Genomic DNA, 15,186 nt, shown 5'->3' with positions numbered 1-15,186 from the left:
GGGGCGCGTCGGTCCGGTGACCGGCCGACGACGCGGCGTCAGCTCGCGCTGCGTGCCCGACGACGCACGGCGAGCTCGTCCTCGACGTCCGGCGCGGCGTCCTCGAGGCTCTCGGTCGGCAGCTCCGCGAGCGTGCCCTCGACCTCGCGCCACACGCGGCCGACCGCGATGCCGAACACACCCTGCCCGCCCTGGACCAGGTCGATGACCTCGTCCGCGGACGTGCACTCGTAGACGCTCGCACCGTCGCTCATGAGCGTGATGCCCGCGAGGTCGTTCACGCCGCGCTCGCGCAGCGTGTGCACGGCGGCCCGGATCTGCTGCAGCGAGACGCCCGTGTCCAGGAGACGCTTGACGATCTTCAGGACGAGGATGTCGCGGAAGCCGTACAGGCGGTGCGAGCCGGAGCCCTGCGCCGACTTCACGCTGGGCTCGACCAGACCCGTGCGCGCCCAGTAGTCCAGCTGGCGGTAGGTGATCCCTGCCGCCCGGCAGGCCGTCGGGCCGCGGTAGCCGATCGACTCGTCCTGCTCCGCGATCGCGTCACCGAACAGGAGTCCCTGGGCACCCTGCGGCACGGGTGCGCTGGTCGCGCCCGCCTCACCCTTGCTGCTCATGCTGTGCCTCCTACCGGGCCCTGCGTCCTCGGCCTGCTCGCGGCGCCCACGTGACGCCGGGGCCGCTCGACTCCCACCACGCTAGGGGTGGCCGGGGGTCGGTCAACGACCGCGCCTCTCAGCGTATCGGGCGTGTCGCGACATCGCCGACCGACGTCCACAGCCCGACGCTCCACCGGAGGTTCCGGCTCGCGCCACGGACCCTCACCCTCCACCTGAGGGTTGCTGCGCGTCTGTCACGCCGCAGTCGCCCCTCGTCGACCTCGACCTGAGGTCGAAGGCCCGCTCACGGGCCGAAGTCCTCCGGTTCGACCCCGTCCAGGAAGGACCGGAACCGCTCGACCTCGCGCGCGCCGGCGTCGTCGACGACCTCCACGCCGGCCCGCGCCACGACCTCCGCGGCACACAGGACCGGGGCACCCGTCCGCACCGCGAGGGCGATCGCGTCCGAGGCCCGCGAGTCGACGCGCTCCCCGTTGGAGAGAGCCAGCTCCGCGAAGAACACGCCGTCCCTCAACGCCACGACCTCGGTGCTCTCCAGCACCACCCCGGTCGCCCGCAGGACGTCGCGCAGCAGGTCGTGCGTCATCGGGCGAGGCGGCACGACGCCCGCCTGGGCGCTCGCGATGGCCGTCGCCTCGCGCGGTCCGATCGCGATCGGCACCACCAGCCCGGACCGGGCGTCGAGCAGCAGCACGACGACCTCCTGGTCGCCGAGCTGACGCACGCCCAGGACGTCGACAGGAACCATGGGGTCGTCGCCGGCCATCACTCCACGGTACGACGACCGCCTGCCGGCGGGTACGGCGACCGCGTCAGGCGAGGTCGGCGATCTCCTGGCGCAGCCACGCGGCGTGCAACCGGACGAAGAGGTCCCCGATCTCGTCCGCCGTCTCGTCCGCACGCACCCGGGCCGCTGGCGACTGCTGGCTCCGCAGCGGCGCGACCACCTGCCGGGCGAGCGCGACCTCACGGTCGAGAGCCGTGCGCAGCGACCGCAGGTGGCGCGGCTCGATGCCGTACCTGCCGAGCGCCGTCGCCGCCCGGAGGATCTCGCCGGCCGTCGCGTCGAGGCGGCCTCCGGGGCCGACGCGCAGCACGCCGGCCGAGACGAGCCCGTCGACGAGCGCGCGATCGACCTCGGCCTCGGGCTCGCCGTCGTCGTGGACGCTGGTGCCGGGTGCGGGGGCCGCCGGGGAGGGGTCCGGGCCTGAGCGCTCCGCGACGCCCGGCTCGCGGACCTCGCGGACGCGCACCTCGTGGCTGCGCGCGGCAGGGCGGCCGAGCTCGATCTCGCCCGCGTCAAGCTCCTCGAGGCGGTCCTTGATCACCTTGAGCGGCAGGTAGCGGTCACGCTGCTCGACGAGGACGAAGCGGATCCGCTCGACGTCCGCCGGGCTGTACTGGCGGTAGCCCGCCGCCGTCCGCACGGGCTCCACGAGCCCCTGCTCCTCGAGGAACCGCAGCTTGGAGTGGCTGACCGACGGGAAGTCGTCCCGGAGCGCGCGCAGCACGTCCGAGATCCGCATCGTCGGGGTCCGCGCGACGCCGGGCGGCCACGCCCGCAGGGCACCACGCCCCGAGGCGTCCGGGTCGTCGTCCCTCGCGAGCGCGGACGACGTGCTCACGCCTCGCCGCCCGCCCCGCTGCCGCGGCACGGCTCTCGTAGTACGTCAGGCGGAACTTGCCGATCTGGACCTCGTCGCCCGTCGAGAGCGGCGCAGCGTCCACGCGGGCACGGTTCACGTAGGTGCCGTTGAGGGACCCGGTGTCGCGCACCGTGTAGCGGCTGCCCTCGCGCACGAACTCCGCGTGCTTGCGCGAGACCGTCACGTCGTCGAGGAAGATGTCCGCGTGCTCGCTACGGCCGGCGCTCACGCGGTCCGCGTCCAGGAGGATCCGCTCGACACCGGCACCACCGCGCTGCATCACCAGGAGCGCCGACCCCGGCGGGAGCGCCGCGATCGTCTCGGACTCCTCGTCGTTCGGACGACGACGGGTGGCCGGCTCCTCCGGCAGGTCCCCCACCTGGTCGGTGCGGTGGAAGCTGATGGTCGTGTCGCCGCCCCGAGGGTCCGTCGCGCCACCGCCGGGAACTGTCATTGCGCCTCCTCGGGACGTGGCACCGACCAGGACGGCCGGCGCGGGCGGAGGCTCCGCCCGTGACCGAAAAACCTACTACAACCTCAGGTGACAACAGTAGGCGGCCACGGGCGTCGCGCGCAGCAGCGTCCGGCTGGTGTCACGGATCAGGAACCGGAACCGGTGGGCACCGGCTTGGGCGTCGCGTACTGGGGCGTGCCGGGCTCGCGCGTGGCCGTGACCTCGACCTTCTTGGGGGTCGTGACCTCGGCCGTCGCCCCCGTGTTCCGGACGGCGGCCAGCGCGCCGCCAGGGATGCCGAGCGCGGGGGCGAGCGTGTCGGGGTCGCCGATCGCCTTCCAGACGTACGGCGACCCGAGGGGTTGGCCGTCCGCGACGAGCGTGTCGCCGTGGACCTCGAACCAGCTCGACGCGACGAGCCGGACGTCGTTGACCTGTACCGCCTCGGCGCCCGCGTTCCGCAGCTCCTCGAGGACGTTGAACATGGTCGCGGCCCCCACGACCTGCGTCCCCTGCGTGATCTTCAACCGGATGCCCGGGCCCTCGGCCGGAAGCCGGCCCGACAGGATCCCCTGGACCTGGGCCCGCTGCGTCGCGAGGTCGATCGCGGCCTGCCGGCTCCCCGAGCTGCTCTTGAGCCGGTCCCGCGTCGTGGTGAGGTCGTTCTGCTCCTTCTCCAGGGTCTGCGTGCGCTGCGTGACGTCGTCGAGCAGCCGGACGAGGTCGGACTGGCGCAGCGAGGACAGGTTGTCGGACTGGTTCTGGTGCACCTGGACGATGAGAGCGAAGCCCAGCGCCGCGCACAGCACGGCGACGATGAGCTGCGAGGTGTTGATCCGCGGGCGCAGCAGCGTCCGCAGGCCTGACCAGCCGCGCAGGCCGCCCGGCGGCGCAGGCTCGTCGCGCGGGCCGCCGTCGGGCGCCTCGTCCGCCACGTCGTCGGCCACGTGCTGCCCCGCGTGGCGACCGTGGTGCGACTCCTCCTCGGCCGACGCGGCAGGCTCGTCGTCGTGCGACAGGGCATCGTCCGGGATGTCCGACGCGGGGTCCGTCGCCGGCTCGCCCTCGCCCTCGCTCTCGCTCTCAGCGGCGTCGTCCGCGGGCTCGACGGTCTCGGCCGCCTCGTCACCCGGGGGCGCTGTCTCCTCGGGCTCGGGCTCCGTCCGCTCCGGCTCGTTCGGCTCGCCCACGCGTCAGGCCTTGAAGATGTGGCGGCGGATCGCGGCCGCGTTGGAGAAGATCCGGATGCCCAGGACGACGACGACCGCGGTCGAGAGCTGCGACCCGACGCCGAGCTGGTCGCCGAGGAACACGATGAGCGCGGCCACGACGACGTTCGAGAGGAACGACACGAGGAAGACGCGGTCGTCGAACATCCCGTCGAGCTTCGCGCGCAGCCCCCGAACAGGGCGTCGAGGGCCGCCACCACCGCGATGGGCAGGTACGGCTGCAACGACACCGGCACGGTGGGCTGCAGGACGAGACCGGCCACGACACCGATCACGAGCCCGACAAAAGCGATCACTGCTGCCTCCTTCGACGGCTGCTCAGTGTAGGGGCTTGGCGTACTGCAGCGTCGACGGGCCACCGCCGTCGAGATCGAGGTGCTTCTCCGTCGCCACCGACGACTCCAGTCCGTACGACTCGCCGAGCACCTTGAGCTGGTCGGCGGCGTTCGACGCGGCGAACGAGCTGCGCAGGGCGTCCGGGTCGCCGATCGCCTGGACGTGGTACGGCGACGCGAGCCCGACGAAGTCGACGAGGATCGCGCTGCCGGCGCTCCGGATCGCGGTCGTCGACGTGAGGCGTTGCCCGTTGATCGCGACGGCCTCGGCGCCCCCGCCCAGAGGGCGTTGACCACGTTCTGGAGGTCGGAGTCCTGGACGCGGCGGTCGGGGTCGACCGTCCCGTCCGCGGCGACAGCGTCCGACGCGTCGGCGACCGTGACCGTGAGGCCCGGCCCGGACACGGCGGCCGCGCCCGACGCGACGGTGTCGTCCTGGACGGTCGCGAGCAGCGACGGCGACTGCTCGGCGAGGGCCTGCGACTGGAGCGCGTCGACCTCGTTGCTCGTCGTGGCGATGCTCCGGCTCAGGGCGTCGGCCCGGTCCTGCCGCTCGGTGATCTGCTGCTGCAGGACGGTGCGCGCCTCGACGATGCTCGGCGACGGCGCGCGGAGGCTCTGGACCGCGACGACGGTCACGAGCCCGAGCGCGGCCGCGAGCAGCACGGCGACGGCACGCTCCGGCACGGTCGGGCCGCCGCGGGTCCCGAGCTCGCGGGCGCGAGCCGCCTCGGCGTACCCGGGGTCGAGTGGGTGCTCCATGACCTCGGTGAGCAGGGTCATGGACTCGTCGGGCCGCCGCGCCCGGCGCGGCGGCGTCGGAGCCGGGACGCTCACGCCGTCGCGCCCTGGGCGCCGTCGGGCCCGTCGGTGGAACGCAGGAGACGAGCGGCCCCGCGCAGGTAGAGGAAGCCCGCCCACCAGTAGAGGCCGACGCCCCACCAGGCGAACGCCCACCCGGCGACGCCGGCGACCGTGCCGACCCAGCCGTCGATCTGGCCGAGCAGGAGGAGCGGGAACGCGTACATGAGCGTGAGCGTCGCGGCCTTCCCGATGAAGTTCACCGGCAACGGCCCGTAGCCCCGACGAGCGAGCATCGGGAGCGTGACGCCGACCGCGACCTCGCGCGCCAGGAGCACGGCGACGAGCCACCACGGGATGATGTCGCGCAGCGCGAGGCCGAGGAGCGTCACGAGGATGAAGAGGCGGTCCGCGGCCGGGTCGAGCACCTGCCCGAGCTTGCTCACCTGGTGCAGGCGGCGCGCGGCGACGCCGTCGAGCCAGTCGGACGCGCCGGAGACCGCCAGCACGACGATCGCCCACACGTCGTGGTGCGTCGCGATGAGGATCGCGAAGACCGGCACCAGCAGGAGCCGGATCACGCTGATGAGGTTGGGAACCGTCAGGACCCGGTCGGTCGCCTCGTCCAGATCGTCCTTGTCGTCCGCCACCGGGACAGTCTATGAGGTGCCGGAGGTCGTGACGTCGGCCACGTCGGCCGACGGTCCGCCGGGGCCGCGGGCGCCGTCCGGTAGGATGGAGCGACCCCTTTCGCAGTCGTCGCCGTTCCTGGCTGGTGCTCGGTCGCAGACCGAGGCAACCGTCCGACTCCTCCGGGCCGCCGCTCCCGCGGCGTGGACCCTTCGTCGGAACCTCTTCTCGTGTGTCCCGGGAGATGCGACCGCGGCCCTCTTCGCCGCATGCGATACCCCGACCGGACGGTTCCCATGACCGAGATGACCACGCCCTCCCCTGCCCCCGAGCAGGCCACCACCGACACCGCCCCCGAGACGACGTTCCGCGACCTCGGCCTGCCCGCCACGCTCCTCGAGGCCGTGGAGGCGCTCGGGTTCGTGACGCCGTCGGCGATCCAGGCCGCCGCGATCCCCCGCTCCTCGCGGGCCGCGACATCACCGGTGTCGCGCAGACCGGCACCGGCAAGACCGCCGCGTTCGGGCTGCCGCTCCTCTCGCGCGTCGACCCCGACCTGCACAAGACGCAGGCGCTCGTCCTCACCCCGACCCGCGAGCTCGCGCTCCAGGTCGCCGAGGCGATCGAGAGCTTCGCGTCCGCCCTCACGGGCGTCGAGGTGCTCGCGGTCTACGGCGGCGCCCCGTACCTCCCGCAGCAGCGCGCGCTGCAGCGCGGCGCCCAGGTCGTCGTCGGCACGCCCGGCCGCGTGATCGACCACCTCGAGCGCAAGAACCTCGTGCTCGACGACGTCCGCTTCCTCGCGCTCGACGAGGCCGACGAGATGCTCCGCATGGGCTTCGCGGAGGACGTCGACACCATCTTCGGTGCCGCCCCCGCCGAGCGTCAGGTCGCGCTGTTCTCCGCGACGATGCCGGCCCCGATCCGCCGGGTCGCGCAGCAGCACCTCAACGACCCCGTCGAGATCGCGGTCACGCGCCAGGCCTCCACCGTGACGACGGTCCACCAGACGTACGCGATCGTGCCCTTCCGCCACAAGGCCGGCTCGCTGGTGCGCGTCCTGCAGACGAGCGACGCCGACGCGGCGATCGTGTTCTGCCGCACCCGCGGTGCGGCCGAGGACGTCGGCACGGCACTGGTCGAGCGCGGGATCGCCGCCGCGACGATCTCCGGCGACGTCGCGCAGAAGGATCGCGAGAAGATCGTCGAGCGCCTGCGCTCGGGCCAGATCGACGTCCTCGTCGCCACCGACGTCGCGGCCCGCGGCCTCGACGTCGACCGCATCGGCCTGGTCGTGAACTTCGACCTGCCGGGCGAGCCCGAGGCCTACGTGCACCGCATCGGCCGCACGGGCCGCGCCGGGCGGACCGGCGAGGCGCTGAGCTTCGTCACGCCCCACGAGCGGGGTCGCCTGCGCCAGATCGAGCGCACCACCCGCACGCCGCTCGAGGAGATCTCGATCCCGACGCCCGCGGACGTCTCGGCGCACCGGGTCCGCCGCATGCTCGACGACGTCGCCGAGCGCCACGAGGCGGGTCGCCTCGAGCTCTACGTGCGCCTCGTCCGCGAGCACCTGGCCGCGCACCCCGACCTCGACGCCGTCGAGCTCGCTGGCACCCTCGCCGCGCTGTTCGTCGGGGACAAGGGCCCGAAGTCGCGCGAGGCCATCGAGGCCGAGAACGAGGCCGCCGAGCTCGCCGCCGCATCGCGCGCGGTGCGTCAGCGCCGCGAGGTCGAGGACGGGGCGCGCCCGCGCCGCGCGCCGGGGCACGACGACGACCGCGGGGCCCGTCGCCGCGACGGTCGTCCCGACCGCCGTCCGGGCGGCGCACGCGACGACGACGGCCGCCCCGCGCGCCGGCTCGCGAACGGCACGCGCTACCGCGTGGCCGTCGGGCACACGCACGGCGTCGAGCCGCGCGGGATCGTCGGGGCGCTCGCGAACGAGGGCGGCCTCTCGGGCAAGGACGTCGGCAAGATCGACATCTTCGGCTCGTTCTCGCTCGTCGAGATCGGCCGCCCGCTCGACGCCGCCACACTCGACCGGATCGGCCGCGCGCGCGTCGGTGGCCGCCCGCTGCGGATCGCCGTCGACAAGGGCGCCCCGAGCGCGGCGCGCCGCCCGCGTCGCGACTGACGACGCGCGACTGACGTAGGAAGACGACGGCCCGCGCACCTCGCAAGGTGCGCGGGCCGTCGTCTTCCCCGCCGAGGGAGACGTCCGCGCGCACTCTTTCGCGGCGGGGCTAGTGGCGTTCGGGGGTTCCGACGGCGTCTCCGGGGCCTCGCCGTGCAGCTCGACGAGGTGCACGAGGCGGTTCGCAGCCCGGGTCCCGCGTGCGCCGTCGGCCCGCTGGATCGCCATGACCGCGAGCGTCTTGCCGTCCGCGAGGTCGAGGACGACCCACGGGTCGTTGGGGCCGAAGTGCACGGCCACGACCTCGGCCCAGTCGAGCCTGCGCCGTCGGACGATGTTGCTCACGACGAGAGCTTCAGGGCTGGGCACCGCGCGGGTGTTCACCAGCAGCTCGACGAGCCAGCCGCCGAGCAGCCCGATCACGACGATCGAGACGCGCTCGCCGGTCCGGAACGTGGGACCGACCCCCGTCACCGCCACGATGATGCAGCCGACCACGAAGACGGTGCCCGTGATCGCACCGGCGATCAGGGCGAAGCGGGGACGGAAGGTGGCGTAGAGGTCGCCGTCGGGCATCGCTCCCCTTCCGCCCGGGCGTCAGAGCCGGCAGGCGTGGATCGACGTCACCAGGATCGCACGGGCACCCAGGTCGTACAGGGTGTCCATGACACGGTTGGTCTGGCTGCGCGGGACCATCGCGCGGACCGCGGCCCACGACCGGTCGTGCAACGGCGAGACCGTCGGCGACTCAAGGCCCGGCGTCACGGCGACTGCCTGCTCGACGAGGTCGAGCGGGCAGTCGTAGTCCATGAGCACGTACTCGCGGGCCGTGAGCACGCCCTGGAGGCGGCGCGTCAGCACGTCGAGGCCCTCGGGCTCGGGCAGGTCGCCGTTGCGGATGAGCACCGCCTCGGACACGAGCAGCGGGTCGCCGAAGACCTCGAGCCCGGCCGCGCGCAGCGTCGTCCCGGTCTCGACGACGTCCGCGATCACGTCGGCGACGCCGAGGCGCACCGCGGTCTCCACGGCGCCGTCGAGGTGCACGACGGCGGCCGGCTCGACGTCCTTCTCGGCCAAATGCGCGAGCACGAGGCCCGGGTACGACGTCGCGACGCGCTTGCCGGCGACGTCCTCGACCGTGGTCGCCGTGCCGATGGGGGCGGCGAACCGGAAGGTGGAGCGGGCGAAGCCGAGCGAGAGGTGCTCGACGTCGGTCGCGCCCGAGTCGATCATGAGGTCGCGACCGGTGATCCCGACGTCGACGGTGCCGGCGCCGACGTACACGGCGACGTCGCGGGGACGCAGGAAGAAGAACTCGACGTCGTTGTCGGGGTCGGCGAGCACGAGTTCGCGCGGGTCACGGCGCTGGCGGTAGCCCGCCTCGCGGAGCATGTCGGCGGCGGGTTCGGACAGGGAGCCCTTGTTGGGCACGGCGATACGGAGCACGGCGGGGATCCTCAGGGATTCAGAAGGTCGACGAGTCACGGGGTCGGCGGGGACGTCGGGCCGGGCGCTGCGGCGAGCGCGAGCCCGTCACAGATGGCGGTACACGTCCTCGAGCGTCAGCCCCTTCGCGACCATCAGCACCTGCAGGTGGTAGAGGAGCTGGGAGATCTCCAGCGCGGCGTCATCGAGCGTCTCGTGCTCGGCCGCCATCCAGACCTCGGCGGCCTCCTCGACGATCTTCTTGCCGATCGCATGCACGCCGGCGTCCAGCTCCGCGACCGTGCCCGACCCCTCGGGGCGGGCGGCGGCCTTCTCGGTGAGCTCGGCGAACAGGGCATCGAAGGTCTTCACCCCGTCAGCCTAGTGGCGCGACAGCGAGGGGCGTCGGGTGGTCCGCCCACCGGGCAGGCTCTGAGGAGTCGGGTCAGAGGGTGCGGAGCGCGACGACGGTCGCGACGGCAGCCTCCGCCGCCTCGGCGCCCTTGTCCTCCTTCGACCCGGGCAGACCGGCGCGGTCGAGCGCCTGCTGCTCGTCGTCGCAGGTGAGCACGCCGAACCCGACGGGGACGCCCGTCCGGGTCGCGACGTCCGTCAGGCCCAGCGTCGCGGCCTCGCACACGTACTCGAAGTGCGGGGTCCCGCCGCGGATCACGACGCCGAGCGCCACGACGGCGTCCGAGGTCGCGGCCGCGCGCGCCGCGGCGACCGGCAGCTCGAACGTCCCGGGGACGCGGATCTCCCGCACGTCGGTGACGTTGGCCTCCGCCAGGGCGCGTCGCGCGCCCGCGAGCAGGCCGTCCATGACGACGTCGTGCCAGCTCGCCGCGACGACCGTGACCCGCAGGCCCGTCCCGTCGGTGTGGATGGTCGGTGCTCCGGCGCCGCTCATGCGTGCTCCTCCGTGTCGTTGTCGGTGATGGACTCCAGCAGGTGGCCCATCTGGTCCTTCTTGGTGCGCAGGTACGCGTCGTTGTAGACCGAGCGCCCCACCTCGAGGCGCCGGGTCGAGGCCACGTCGATGCCGCTCGCCGTGAGCCCCGACACCTTGGCCGGGTTGTTGGTCAGCAGCTCCACGCGCCCGAGCCCGAGGTCCGCGAGGATCGCGGCCGCGGCCCCGTACTCGCGCCGGTCCACGGGCCAGCCCAGCTCGAGGTTCGCCTGCACGGTGTCGAGGCCGGCGTCCTGCAGCGCGTACGCGTGGACCTTGGCCAGCAGCCCGATCCCGCGGCCCTCGTGCCCGCGCAGGTACACGACCGCGCCGCCCTCGCGGGTCACGGTCTCCATCGCGGCGTGGAGCTGCGGACCGCAGTCGCAGCGCAGCGACCCGAACGCGTCCCCCGTCAGGCACTCGGAGTGCACGCGCACCACGGGGGTCTCGGCGGGCTCGAGCGGCGGGTTCGCCGGGACGAGCGCCACGTGCTCCGCCCCGGTCCGCAGGTCGCGGTACCCGTGGATGCGGAAGTGCCCGTGCGCCGTCGGAAGGAAGGCCTCCGTGGTGGCGCGGACGCGCGGGGCGTGCGCCGCCCCGTCCCCGGGGGCCGCCTCCGACTCGCTCACCGGGTCGTGCGAGCGGCGCCACGCGATGAGGTCCGCGATCGTGAGGATGAGCAGCCCGTCGCGTTCCGCCAGCGCCTCGACGTCGCCCAGCCGCATCATCGTGCCGTCGTCGTTCACGAGCTCCGCGATCGCCCCGACGACGCCGGCCCCCGCCAGGCGGCACAGGTCCACCGCGGCCTCGGTGTGCCCGGCGCGGTGCAGCACCCCGCCCGGCACGGCGCGCAGGGGCAGCACGTGCCCCGGGCGGATCAGGTCGGACGGGCCGCTCGCGGCGTCGGCCAGCACCTGCAGGGTGCGGGTCCGGTCGGCCGCCGAGATGCCCGTCGTGACTCCCGTCGCCGCGTCGACGGTCACCGTGTACGCGGTCCGCCGCGGATCCTGCGACTGCGGCACCATGAGCGGGAGCTCGAGCGCGTCCGCCCGCCACGTCGGCATCGGCGCGCAGAGGTACCCGCTCGAGTGCCGGATCGTCCACGCGACCCACTCGGGGGTCGCGGCCTTCGCGGACAGGACGACGTCCACCTCGTTCTCGCGCTCGGGCGAGTCCGCGACGAGCACCGGTCGGCCGGCGCGCAGCTCCTCGAGGGCCTCCTCGACCGTGGCCAGCACGACCCCGCTCATGCCCGCTCCCCCGCCGTCGGGACCTGCAGATGCTGCAGGTGCCGCTCCACGTACTTGGACAGCACGTCGACCTCGAGGTTCACGAGGTCGGCCTCGCCCAGGAGGCCGAGGGTCGTGTCGGCGAGCGTGGTGGGGATGAGCGAGACGCCGAACGCGTCGTCGGACACCCAGGTGACCGTGAGCGACACGCCGCTCACCGTGACCGAGCCCTTCTCGGCGAGGTAGCGGGCGACGTCGGGCGACGTCGCGACCGTCACCTCGTCCCAGCGCGGCCCGGGGACGCGCTCGCGGATCGACCCGACGCCGTCGACGTGGCCCTGCACGACGTGGCCGCCGAGGCGGGCGTCGGCGCGGAGCGCGCGCTCGAGGTTGACCCGGCGTCCGGGCGCGAGCTTCTCGAGGGCCGTCCGGCGCAGCGACTCGGGCATCACGTCCGCGGTGAACGTCCCGGACCCGGGCGAGCCGAGCGAGGTGACGGTGAGACAGACGCCGTCGACGGCGATCGAGTCGCCGTGCTTCGCGTCCGACGTCACGAGCGGACCGCGCACGGTGAGCACGGCGTCCGTCTCGGGGCCGTCGGGGAACTCGATCCCGACGACCTCTCCGACCTCTTCGACGATCCCGGTGAACATCAGGCCTCCTGTACGGATGGGTGGGCAAGCGAGGGGTGCGTGCGCGCGACGAGCAGGACGTCTTCTCCGAGCCGGCGAGCGTCGTGCGTGCGCCAGCGGAGCGCGTCGGCGATGGTGGTGACGCCGAGGTCGCCGACGGCGCCGGGTCCGGCGCCCAGCAGCACGGGCGCCACGTAGGCGTGGAGCTCGTCGACGACGCCCGCGTCCAGGAAGGCGGTCGCCAGCGTGGGGCCGCCCTCGACGAGCAGCGTCCGGACCTCGCGCGCGGCGAGCGCGGCGAGAACCTCGGCGACGTCGTGGGTCGCGAGGTGGACGAGCTCGCCGCCGTCCTCGGTCCGCAGGCGCGCGTCGTCCGGGACCTCGCGGCGCCCGACGAGGACCCGCAGCGGCTGGTGGTCGGCGAGCCCGCCGTCCGGGCGGCGGGCGGTCAGGATGGGGTCGTCGGCCGCGACGGTCCCGGTCCCGACCGCGATCGCGTCGACGGCGGCGCGGACCTCGTGCGCGTGAGCGCGGGCTTCGGGGCCGGTGATCCACCGGCTCGTGCCGTCGGCGGCGGCGACGCGCCCGTCGAGCGTCGTCGCGGTCTTGAGGATCACGTACGGGCGACCGGCGGCCGCCGAGGTGGCCCATGCGTGGGTGAGCTCGGTCGCGGCGTCGCTGGGGCGGAGCTCGGTACGGACGCCGTGGGCGTCCAGGTAGTCCGCTCCCCCGGCGGCGACCGGGTTGGGGTCCGCGACGGCGTACACGACCTCCGCCACGCCGGCCTCGGCGAGCGCGACGGCGCAGGGGCCGGTCCGGCCGGTGTGGCTGCACGGCTCGAGCGTGACGACAGCGGTCGCCCCCGGACGTCGACGCCCGCGTCACGGGCCGCGGCGAGCGCGGCCGCCTCGGCGTGCGGCGTGCCCGCACCTCGGTGCCAGCCCTCGGCGAGGACCGTGCGCGGGGTGGCTGCGCCGTCGGCGGCGACGTCACCGATGGGAGCGAGGAGCACGCACCCGACGCGCGGGTTGGGACCCCAGACCGGACCGCGCTCGGCGAGCTCGACGGCGCGCGCGAGGGCGTCGTCCATGGAGGCGACGGTCGGCGGGGTGTCGGTGGCGGTGCCCATGGTCCCTTCCCGGTCGGTGCGGCGGCGCACCTGCTCCGGGGAGATGGACGAGACGGGGACACCATGCCTGTCGACATGGCGCACCGCTCCACGGGGCGTCACGAGGACGCCCCGCACGCACTGCCTCCCATCCGGACTTTCACCGTCGGTCCTGGAGTTCCACCAGGTCAACCGCTGCGCCACCTCGAGAGGAGACGGAGCGGGTCGCGGACTGTCACCGCCGGTTCGGAATTACACCGACCCCGGAGCACGTGCTCGTTGCTTGCTAACGATGATGCCACAGGACGTGTTCCCGCCCCGACGACCGGGGGCCGTCGTCCGGCTGGTGGGACTGCGTTTCCGGGAGGGACGGGACCTCAGTGGGCGTGCGTGGACGCGAGCCGGCGCAGCGTGTCGATCTCGGCCGGGACGTCGTCGGCCCCGTACACCGCGGACCCCGCGACGAAGACGTTCGCCCCCGCCTCGGCGGCACGCTCGATGGTCGAGCGCGAGATCCCGCCGTCGACCTGGACCCACACGTCGAGGTCGGCGGCCGAGATGGCACGACGCGCGCGCTGGATCTTCGGGAGCGTGCCCTCGATGAACGACTGGCCGCCGAAGCCCGGTTCCACCGTCATGACCAGAAGCATGTCGATCTCGGCCAGCAGGTCGAGGAACGGCTCGACGGGCGTGACCGGGCGCAGCGCCAGGCCGGCGCGGGACCCGAGCCGCCGCAGCTCGCGCGCCAGCCGGACGGGCGCCGTCGCCGCCTCCGCGTGGAACGTCACCGACTGCGCGCCGGCCTCCGCGAAGCCGGGGGCCCAGCGGTCGGGGTCCTCGATCATGAGGTGCACGTCCACCGGGACGGGGCTCACCTGGACGAGCCGCTCCACGACCGGCAGCCCGATCGTGAGGTTCGGCACGAAGTGGTTGTCCATGACGTCGACGTGCGCCCAGTCCGCGGTCGCGATAGCCCCGAGGTCACGCTCGAGGTTCGCGAAGTCGGCGGACAGGATGCTCGGGGCGATGAGGGCTGCCATGCCGCTCAGCCTAGAGGCGGGGCGGCCGCGCGTCCGCCCGTCGGTGGGATGATCGGGCCGTGAAGATCCTCTCGATCCAGTCCGCCGTCGCCTACGGGCACGTGGGCAACTCGGCGGCCGTGTTCCCGCTCCAGCGCATCGGCGTGGAGGTCCTGCCCGTCTACACGGTGAACTTCTCGAACCACACCGGCTACGGCGCGTGGCGCGGCCCGCTCATCAGCCCCGACGACGTGCGCGACGTCATCCTGGGGATCGAGGAGCGTGGCGTCCTCCCCCAGATCGACGTCGTCCTGTCGGGCTACCAGGGCGGCGAGGGCATCGCGGACGTGATCCTCGAGGCCGTCGAGCGCGTCAAGGCCGCCAACCCCGACGCCGTGTACTCGTGCGACCCGGTGATGGGGAACGCGAAGTCGGGCTGCTTCGTCGCGCCCGCGATCCCGGTGCTGCTGCGCGACCGCGTGGTCCCCGCGGCCGACCTCATCACGCCCAACCAGTTCGAGCTGGGCTTCCTCACGGGGACCGAGCCGGACACGCTCGAGTCCACGCTCGCCTCGGTGGAGCTGGTCCGCGCGACCGGTCCGCGCACCGTCCTGGTCACGAGCGTCGAGCGCCCCGACCGCGAGGACGGCACGATCGAGATGCTCGCCGTCGACGACAGCGGCGCGTGGCTCGTGCAGACCCCGTACATCCCGATGAAGGCGAACGGTTCGGGTGACGTCACCGCCGCCCTCTTCACGGCGCACTACCGCCGCACCGGCGATCTCGCGGACGCCCTCGCCCGCACGACGTCGAGCGTCTTCGACCTGCTCACGCGCACGCACGAGTCGGGCGAGCGCGAGCTCCAGCTCGTCGAGTCGCAGGAGGCGTACGCGCACCCGCGGATGCAGTTCACGCCGCGTCGCGTCGCGTGATCAGACGCCGGTCGCCGACCCGTGCGGCTCGAGGAGAGCC

At 73.8% G+C, this 15,186-nt stretch carries 12 protein-coding genes, 6 pseudogenes and 1 riboswitch; of the genes and pseudogenes, 2 read left to right on the top strand and 16 right to left on the bottom strand.

The window, feature by feature from the left end; translation table 11 throughout:
- Positions 1-38 precede the first annotated feature (38 nt).
- The 8 genes and pseudogenes from QQK45_RS17845 to clsA all read right to left on the bottom strand — a co-directional run bounded on the left by QQK45_RS17845 (position 39) and on the right by clsA (position 5,735).
- Complete coding sequence (locus QQK45_RS17845; protein WP_284294387.1) at positions 39-617, bottom strand: MerR family transcriptional regulator; 579 nt, start codon at positions 615-617, stop codon at positions 39-41.
- A gap of 286 nt (positions 618-903) precedes the next feature.
- On the bottom strand, positions 904-1,386 hold the full coding sequence (locus QQK45_RS17840; protein WP_284294386.1) for a bifunctional nuclease family protein: 483 nt from the start codon (positions 1,384-1,386) through the stop codon (positions 904-906).
- A 46-nt stretch (positions 1,387-1,432) separates the two neighbouring features.
- Positions 1,433-2,245, bottom strand: coding sequence for a transcriptional regulator FtsR (ftsR, locus tag QQK45_RS17835; protein WP_284294385.1), 813 nt, complete (start codon positions 2,243-2,245; stop codon positions 1,433-1,435).
- Positions 2,246-2,297: 52 nt separating this feature from the next.
- Positions 2,298-2,546: pseudogene (locus tag QQK45_RS17830) on the bottom strand (FHA domain-containing protein); the annotation flags it as partial.
- A 320-nt stretch (positions 2,547-2,866) separates the two neighbouring features.
- Positions 2,867-3,910 carry a DUF881 domain-containing protein gene (locus QQK45_RS17825; protein ID WP_284294384.1) on the bottom strand — a complete coding sequence of 348 codons (1,044 nt, stop codon included), beginning with the start codon at positions 3,908-3,910 and terminating at the stop codon, positions 2,867-2,869.
- A gap of 3 nt (positions 3,911-3,913) precedes the next feature.
- A pseudogene (locus QQK45_RS17820) lies at positions 3,914-4,245 on the bottom strand (small basic family protein).
- Positions 4,246-4,267: 22 nt separating this feature from the next.
- A pseudogene (locus tag QQK45_RS17815) lies at positions 4,268-5,046 on the bottom strand (DUF881 domain-containing protein).
- A 71-nt stretch (positions 5,047-5,117) separates the two neighbouring features.
- Positions 5,118-5,735, bottom strand: a complete 618-nt coding sequence (gene clsA, locus QQK45_RS17810) for a cardiolipin synthase ClsA (protein ID WP_284294383.1) — start codon at positions 5,733-5,735, stop codon at positions 5,118-5,120.
- Between the two features lie 276 nt (positions 5,736-6,011).
- On the opposite strand from clsA, the pseudogene QQK45_RS17805 reads away from it, so the two are divergent.
- Positions 6,012-7,852: pseudogene (locus QQK45_RS17805) on the top strand (DEAD/DEAH box helicase).
- 195 nt (positions 7,853-8,047) lie between these two features.
- Here QQK45_RS17805 and QQK45_RS17800 read toward each other — a convergent pair.
- From QQK45_RS17800 to rpe, 8 genes and pseudogenes are all read right to left on the bottom strand, one after another.
- Positions 8,048-8,428 (bottom strand): annotated as a pseudogene (locus QQK45_RS17800) (PH domain-containing protein); the annotation flags it as partial.
- A gap of 21 nt (positions 8,429-8,449) precedes the next feature.
- Complete coding sequence (gene hisG / locus QQK45_RS17795; protein WP_284294382.1) at positions 8,450-9,298, bottom strand: ATP phosphoribosyltransferase; 849 nt, start codon at positions 9,296-9,298, stop codon at positions 8,450-8,452.
- A gap of 87 nt (positions 9,299-9,385) precedes the next feature.
- Positions 9,386-9,649 carry a phosphoribosyl-ATP diphosphatase gene (locus tag QQK45_RS17790; protein WP_036950190.1) on the bottom strand — a complete coding sequence of 88 codons (264 nt, stop codon included), beginning with the start codon at positions 9,647-9,649 and terminating at the stop codon, positions 9,386-9,388.
- A 73-nt stretch (positions 9,650-9,722) separates the two neighbouring features.
- Complete coding sequence (gene ribH, locus QQK45_RS17785) at positions 9,723-10,187, bottom strand: 6,7-dimethyl-8-ribityllumazine synthase (RefSeq protein WP_284294381.1); 465 nt, start codon at positions 10,185-10,187, stop codon at positions 9,723-9,725.
- Positions 10,184-11,476, bottom strand: coding sequence for a GTP cyclohydrolase II (gene ribA / locus QQK45_RS17780; protein WP_284294380.1), 1,293 nt, complete (start codon positions 11,474-11,476; stop codon positions 10,184-10,186). The genes ribH and ribA overlap by 4 nt, the downstream gene beginning before the upstream one ends.
- Positions 11,473-12,108, bottom strand: a complete 636-nt coding sequence (locus tag QQK45_RS17775; RefSeq protein WP_284294379.1) for a riboflavin synthase — start codon at positions 12,106-12,108, stop codon at positions 11,473-11,475. The genes ribA and QQK45_RS17775 overlap by 4 nt, the downstream gene beginning before the upstream one ends.
- Positions 12,108-13,216 (bottom strand): annotated as a pseudogene (gene ribD, locus QQK45_RS17770) (bifunctional diaminohydroxyphosphoribosylaminopyrimidine deaminase/5-amino-6-(5-phosphoribosylamino)uracil reductase RibD). Before ribD ends, QQK45_RS17775 begins: the two are co-directional and overlap by 1 nt.
- A 113-nt stretch (positions 13,217-13,329) precedes the next feature.
- A riboswitch (FMN riboswitch) is annotated at positions 13,330-13,471 on the bottom strand.
- A 101-nt stretch (positions 13,472-13,572) separates the two neighbouring features.
- On the bottom strand, positions 13,573-14,235 hold the full coding sequence (rpe, locus tag QQK45_RS17765; RefSeq protein ID WP_284294378.1) for a ribulose-phosphate 3-epimerase: 663 nt from the start codon (positions 14,233-14,235) through the stop codon (positions 13,573-13,575).
- 59 nt (positions 14,236-14,294) lie between these two features.
- Between rpe and pdxY the strand changes: the two genes are divergently transcribed.
- A complete protein-coding gene (pdxY, locus tag QQK45_RS17760; protein ID WP_284294377.1) occupies positions 14,295-15,146 on the top strand; it encodes a pyridoxal kinase PdxY in 852 nt (283 codons plus the stop codon).
- Positions 15,147-15,186 lie beyond the last annotated feature (40 nt).

This window comes from Luteimicrobium album, from assembly GCF_030161555.1.
Taxonomy (GTDB): Bacteria; Actinomycetota; Actinomycetes; order Actinomycetales; family Cellulomonadaceae; genus Luteimicrobium; species Luteimicrobium album.
This window is presented reverse-complemented; position numbering and strand designations above follow the sequence as displayed.

Coding starts and splice junctions, on each gene's coding strand:
- QQK45_RS17845 (WP_284294387.1), bottom strand. CDS start 617: ATGAGCAGCAAGGGTGAGGCGGGCGCGACCAGCGCACCCGTGCCGCAG.
- QQK45_RS17840 (WP_284294386.1), bottom strand. CDS start 1,386: ATGGCCGGCGACGACCCCATGGTTCCTGTCGACGTCCTGGGCGTGCGT.
- ribH (WP_284294381.1), bottom strand. CDS start 10,187: ATGAGCGGCGCCGGAGCACCGACCATCCACACCGACGGGACGGGCCTG.
- ribA (WP_284294380.1), bottom strand. CDS start 11,476: ATGAGCGGGGTCGTGCTGGCCACGGTCGAGGAGGCCCTCGAGGAGCTG.
- QQK45_RS17775 (WP_284294379.1), bottom strand. CDS start 12,108: ATGTTCACCGGGATCGTCGAAGAGGTCGGAGAGGTCGTCGGGATCGAG.
- rpe (WP_284294378.1), bottom strand. CDS start 14,235: ATGGCAGCCCTCATCGCCCCGAGCATCCTGTCCGCCGACTTCGCGAAC.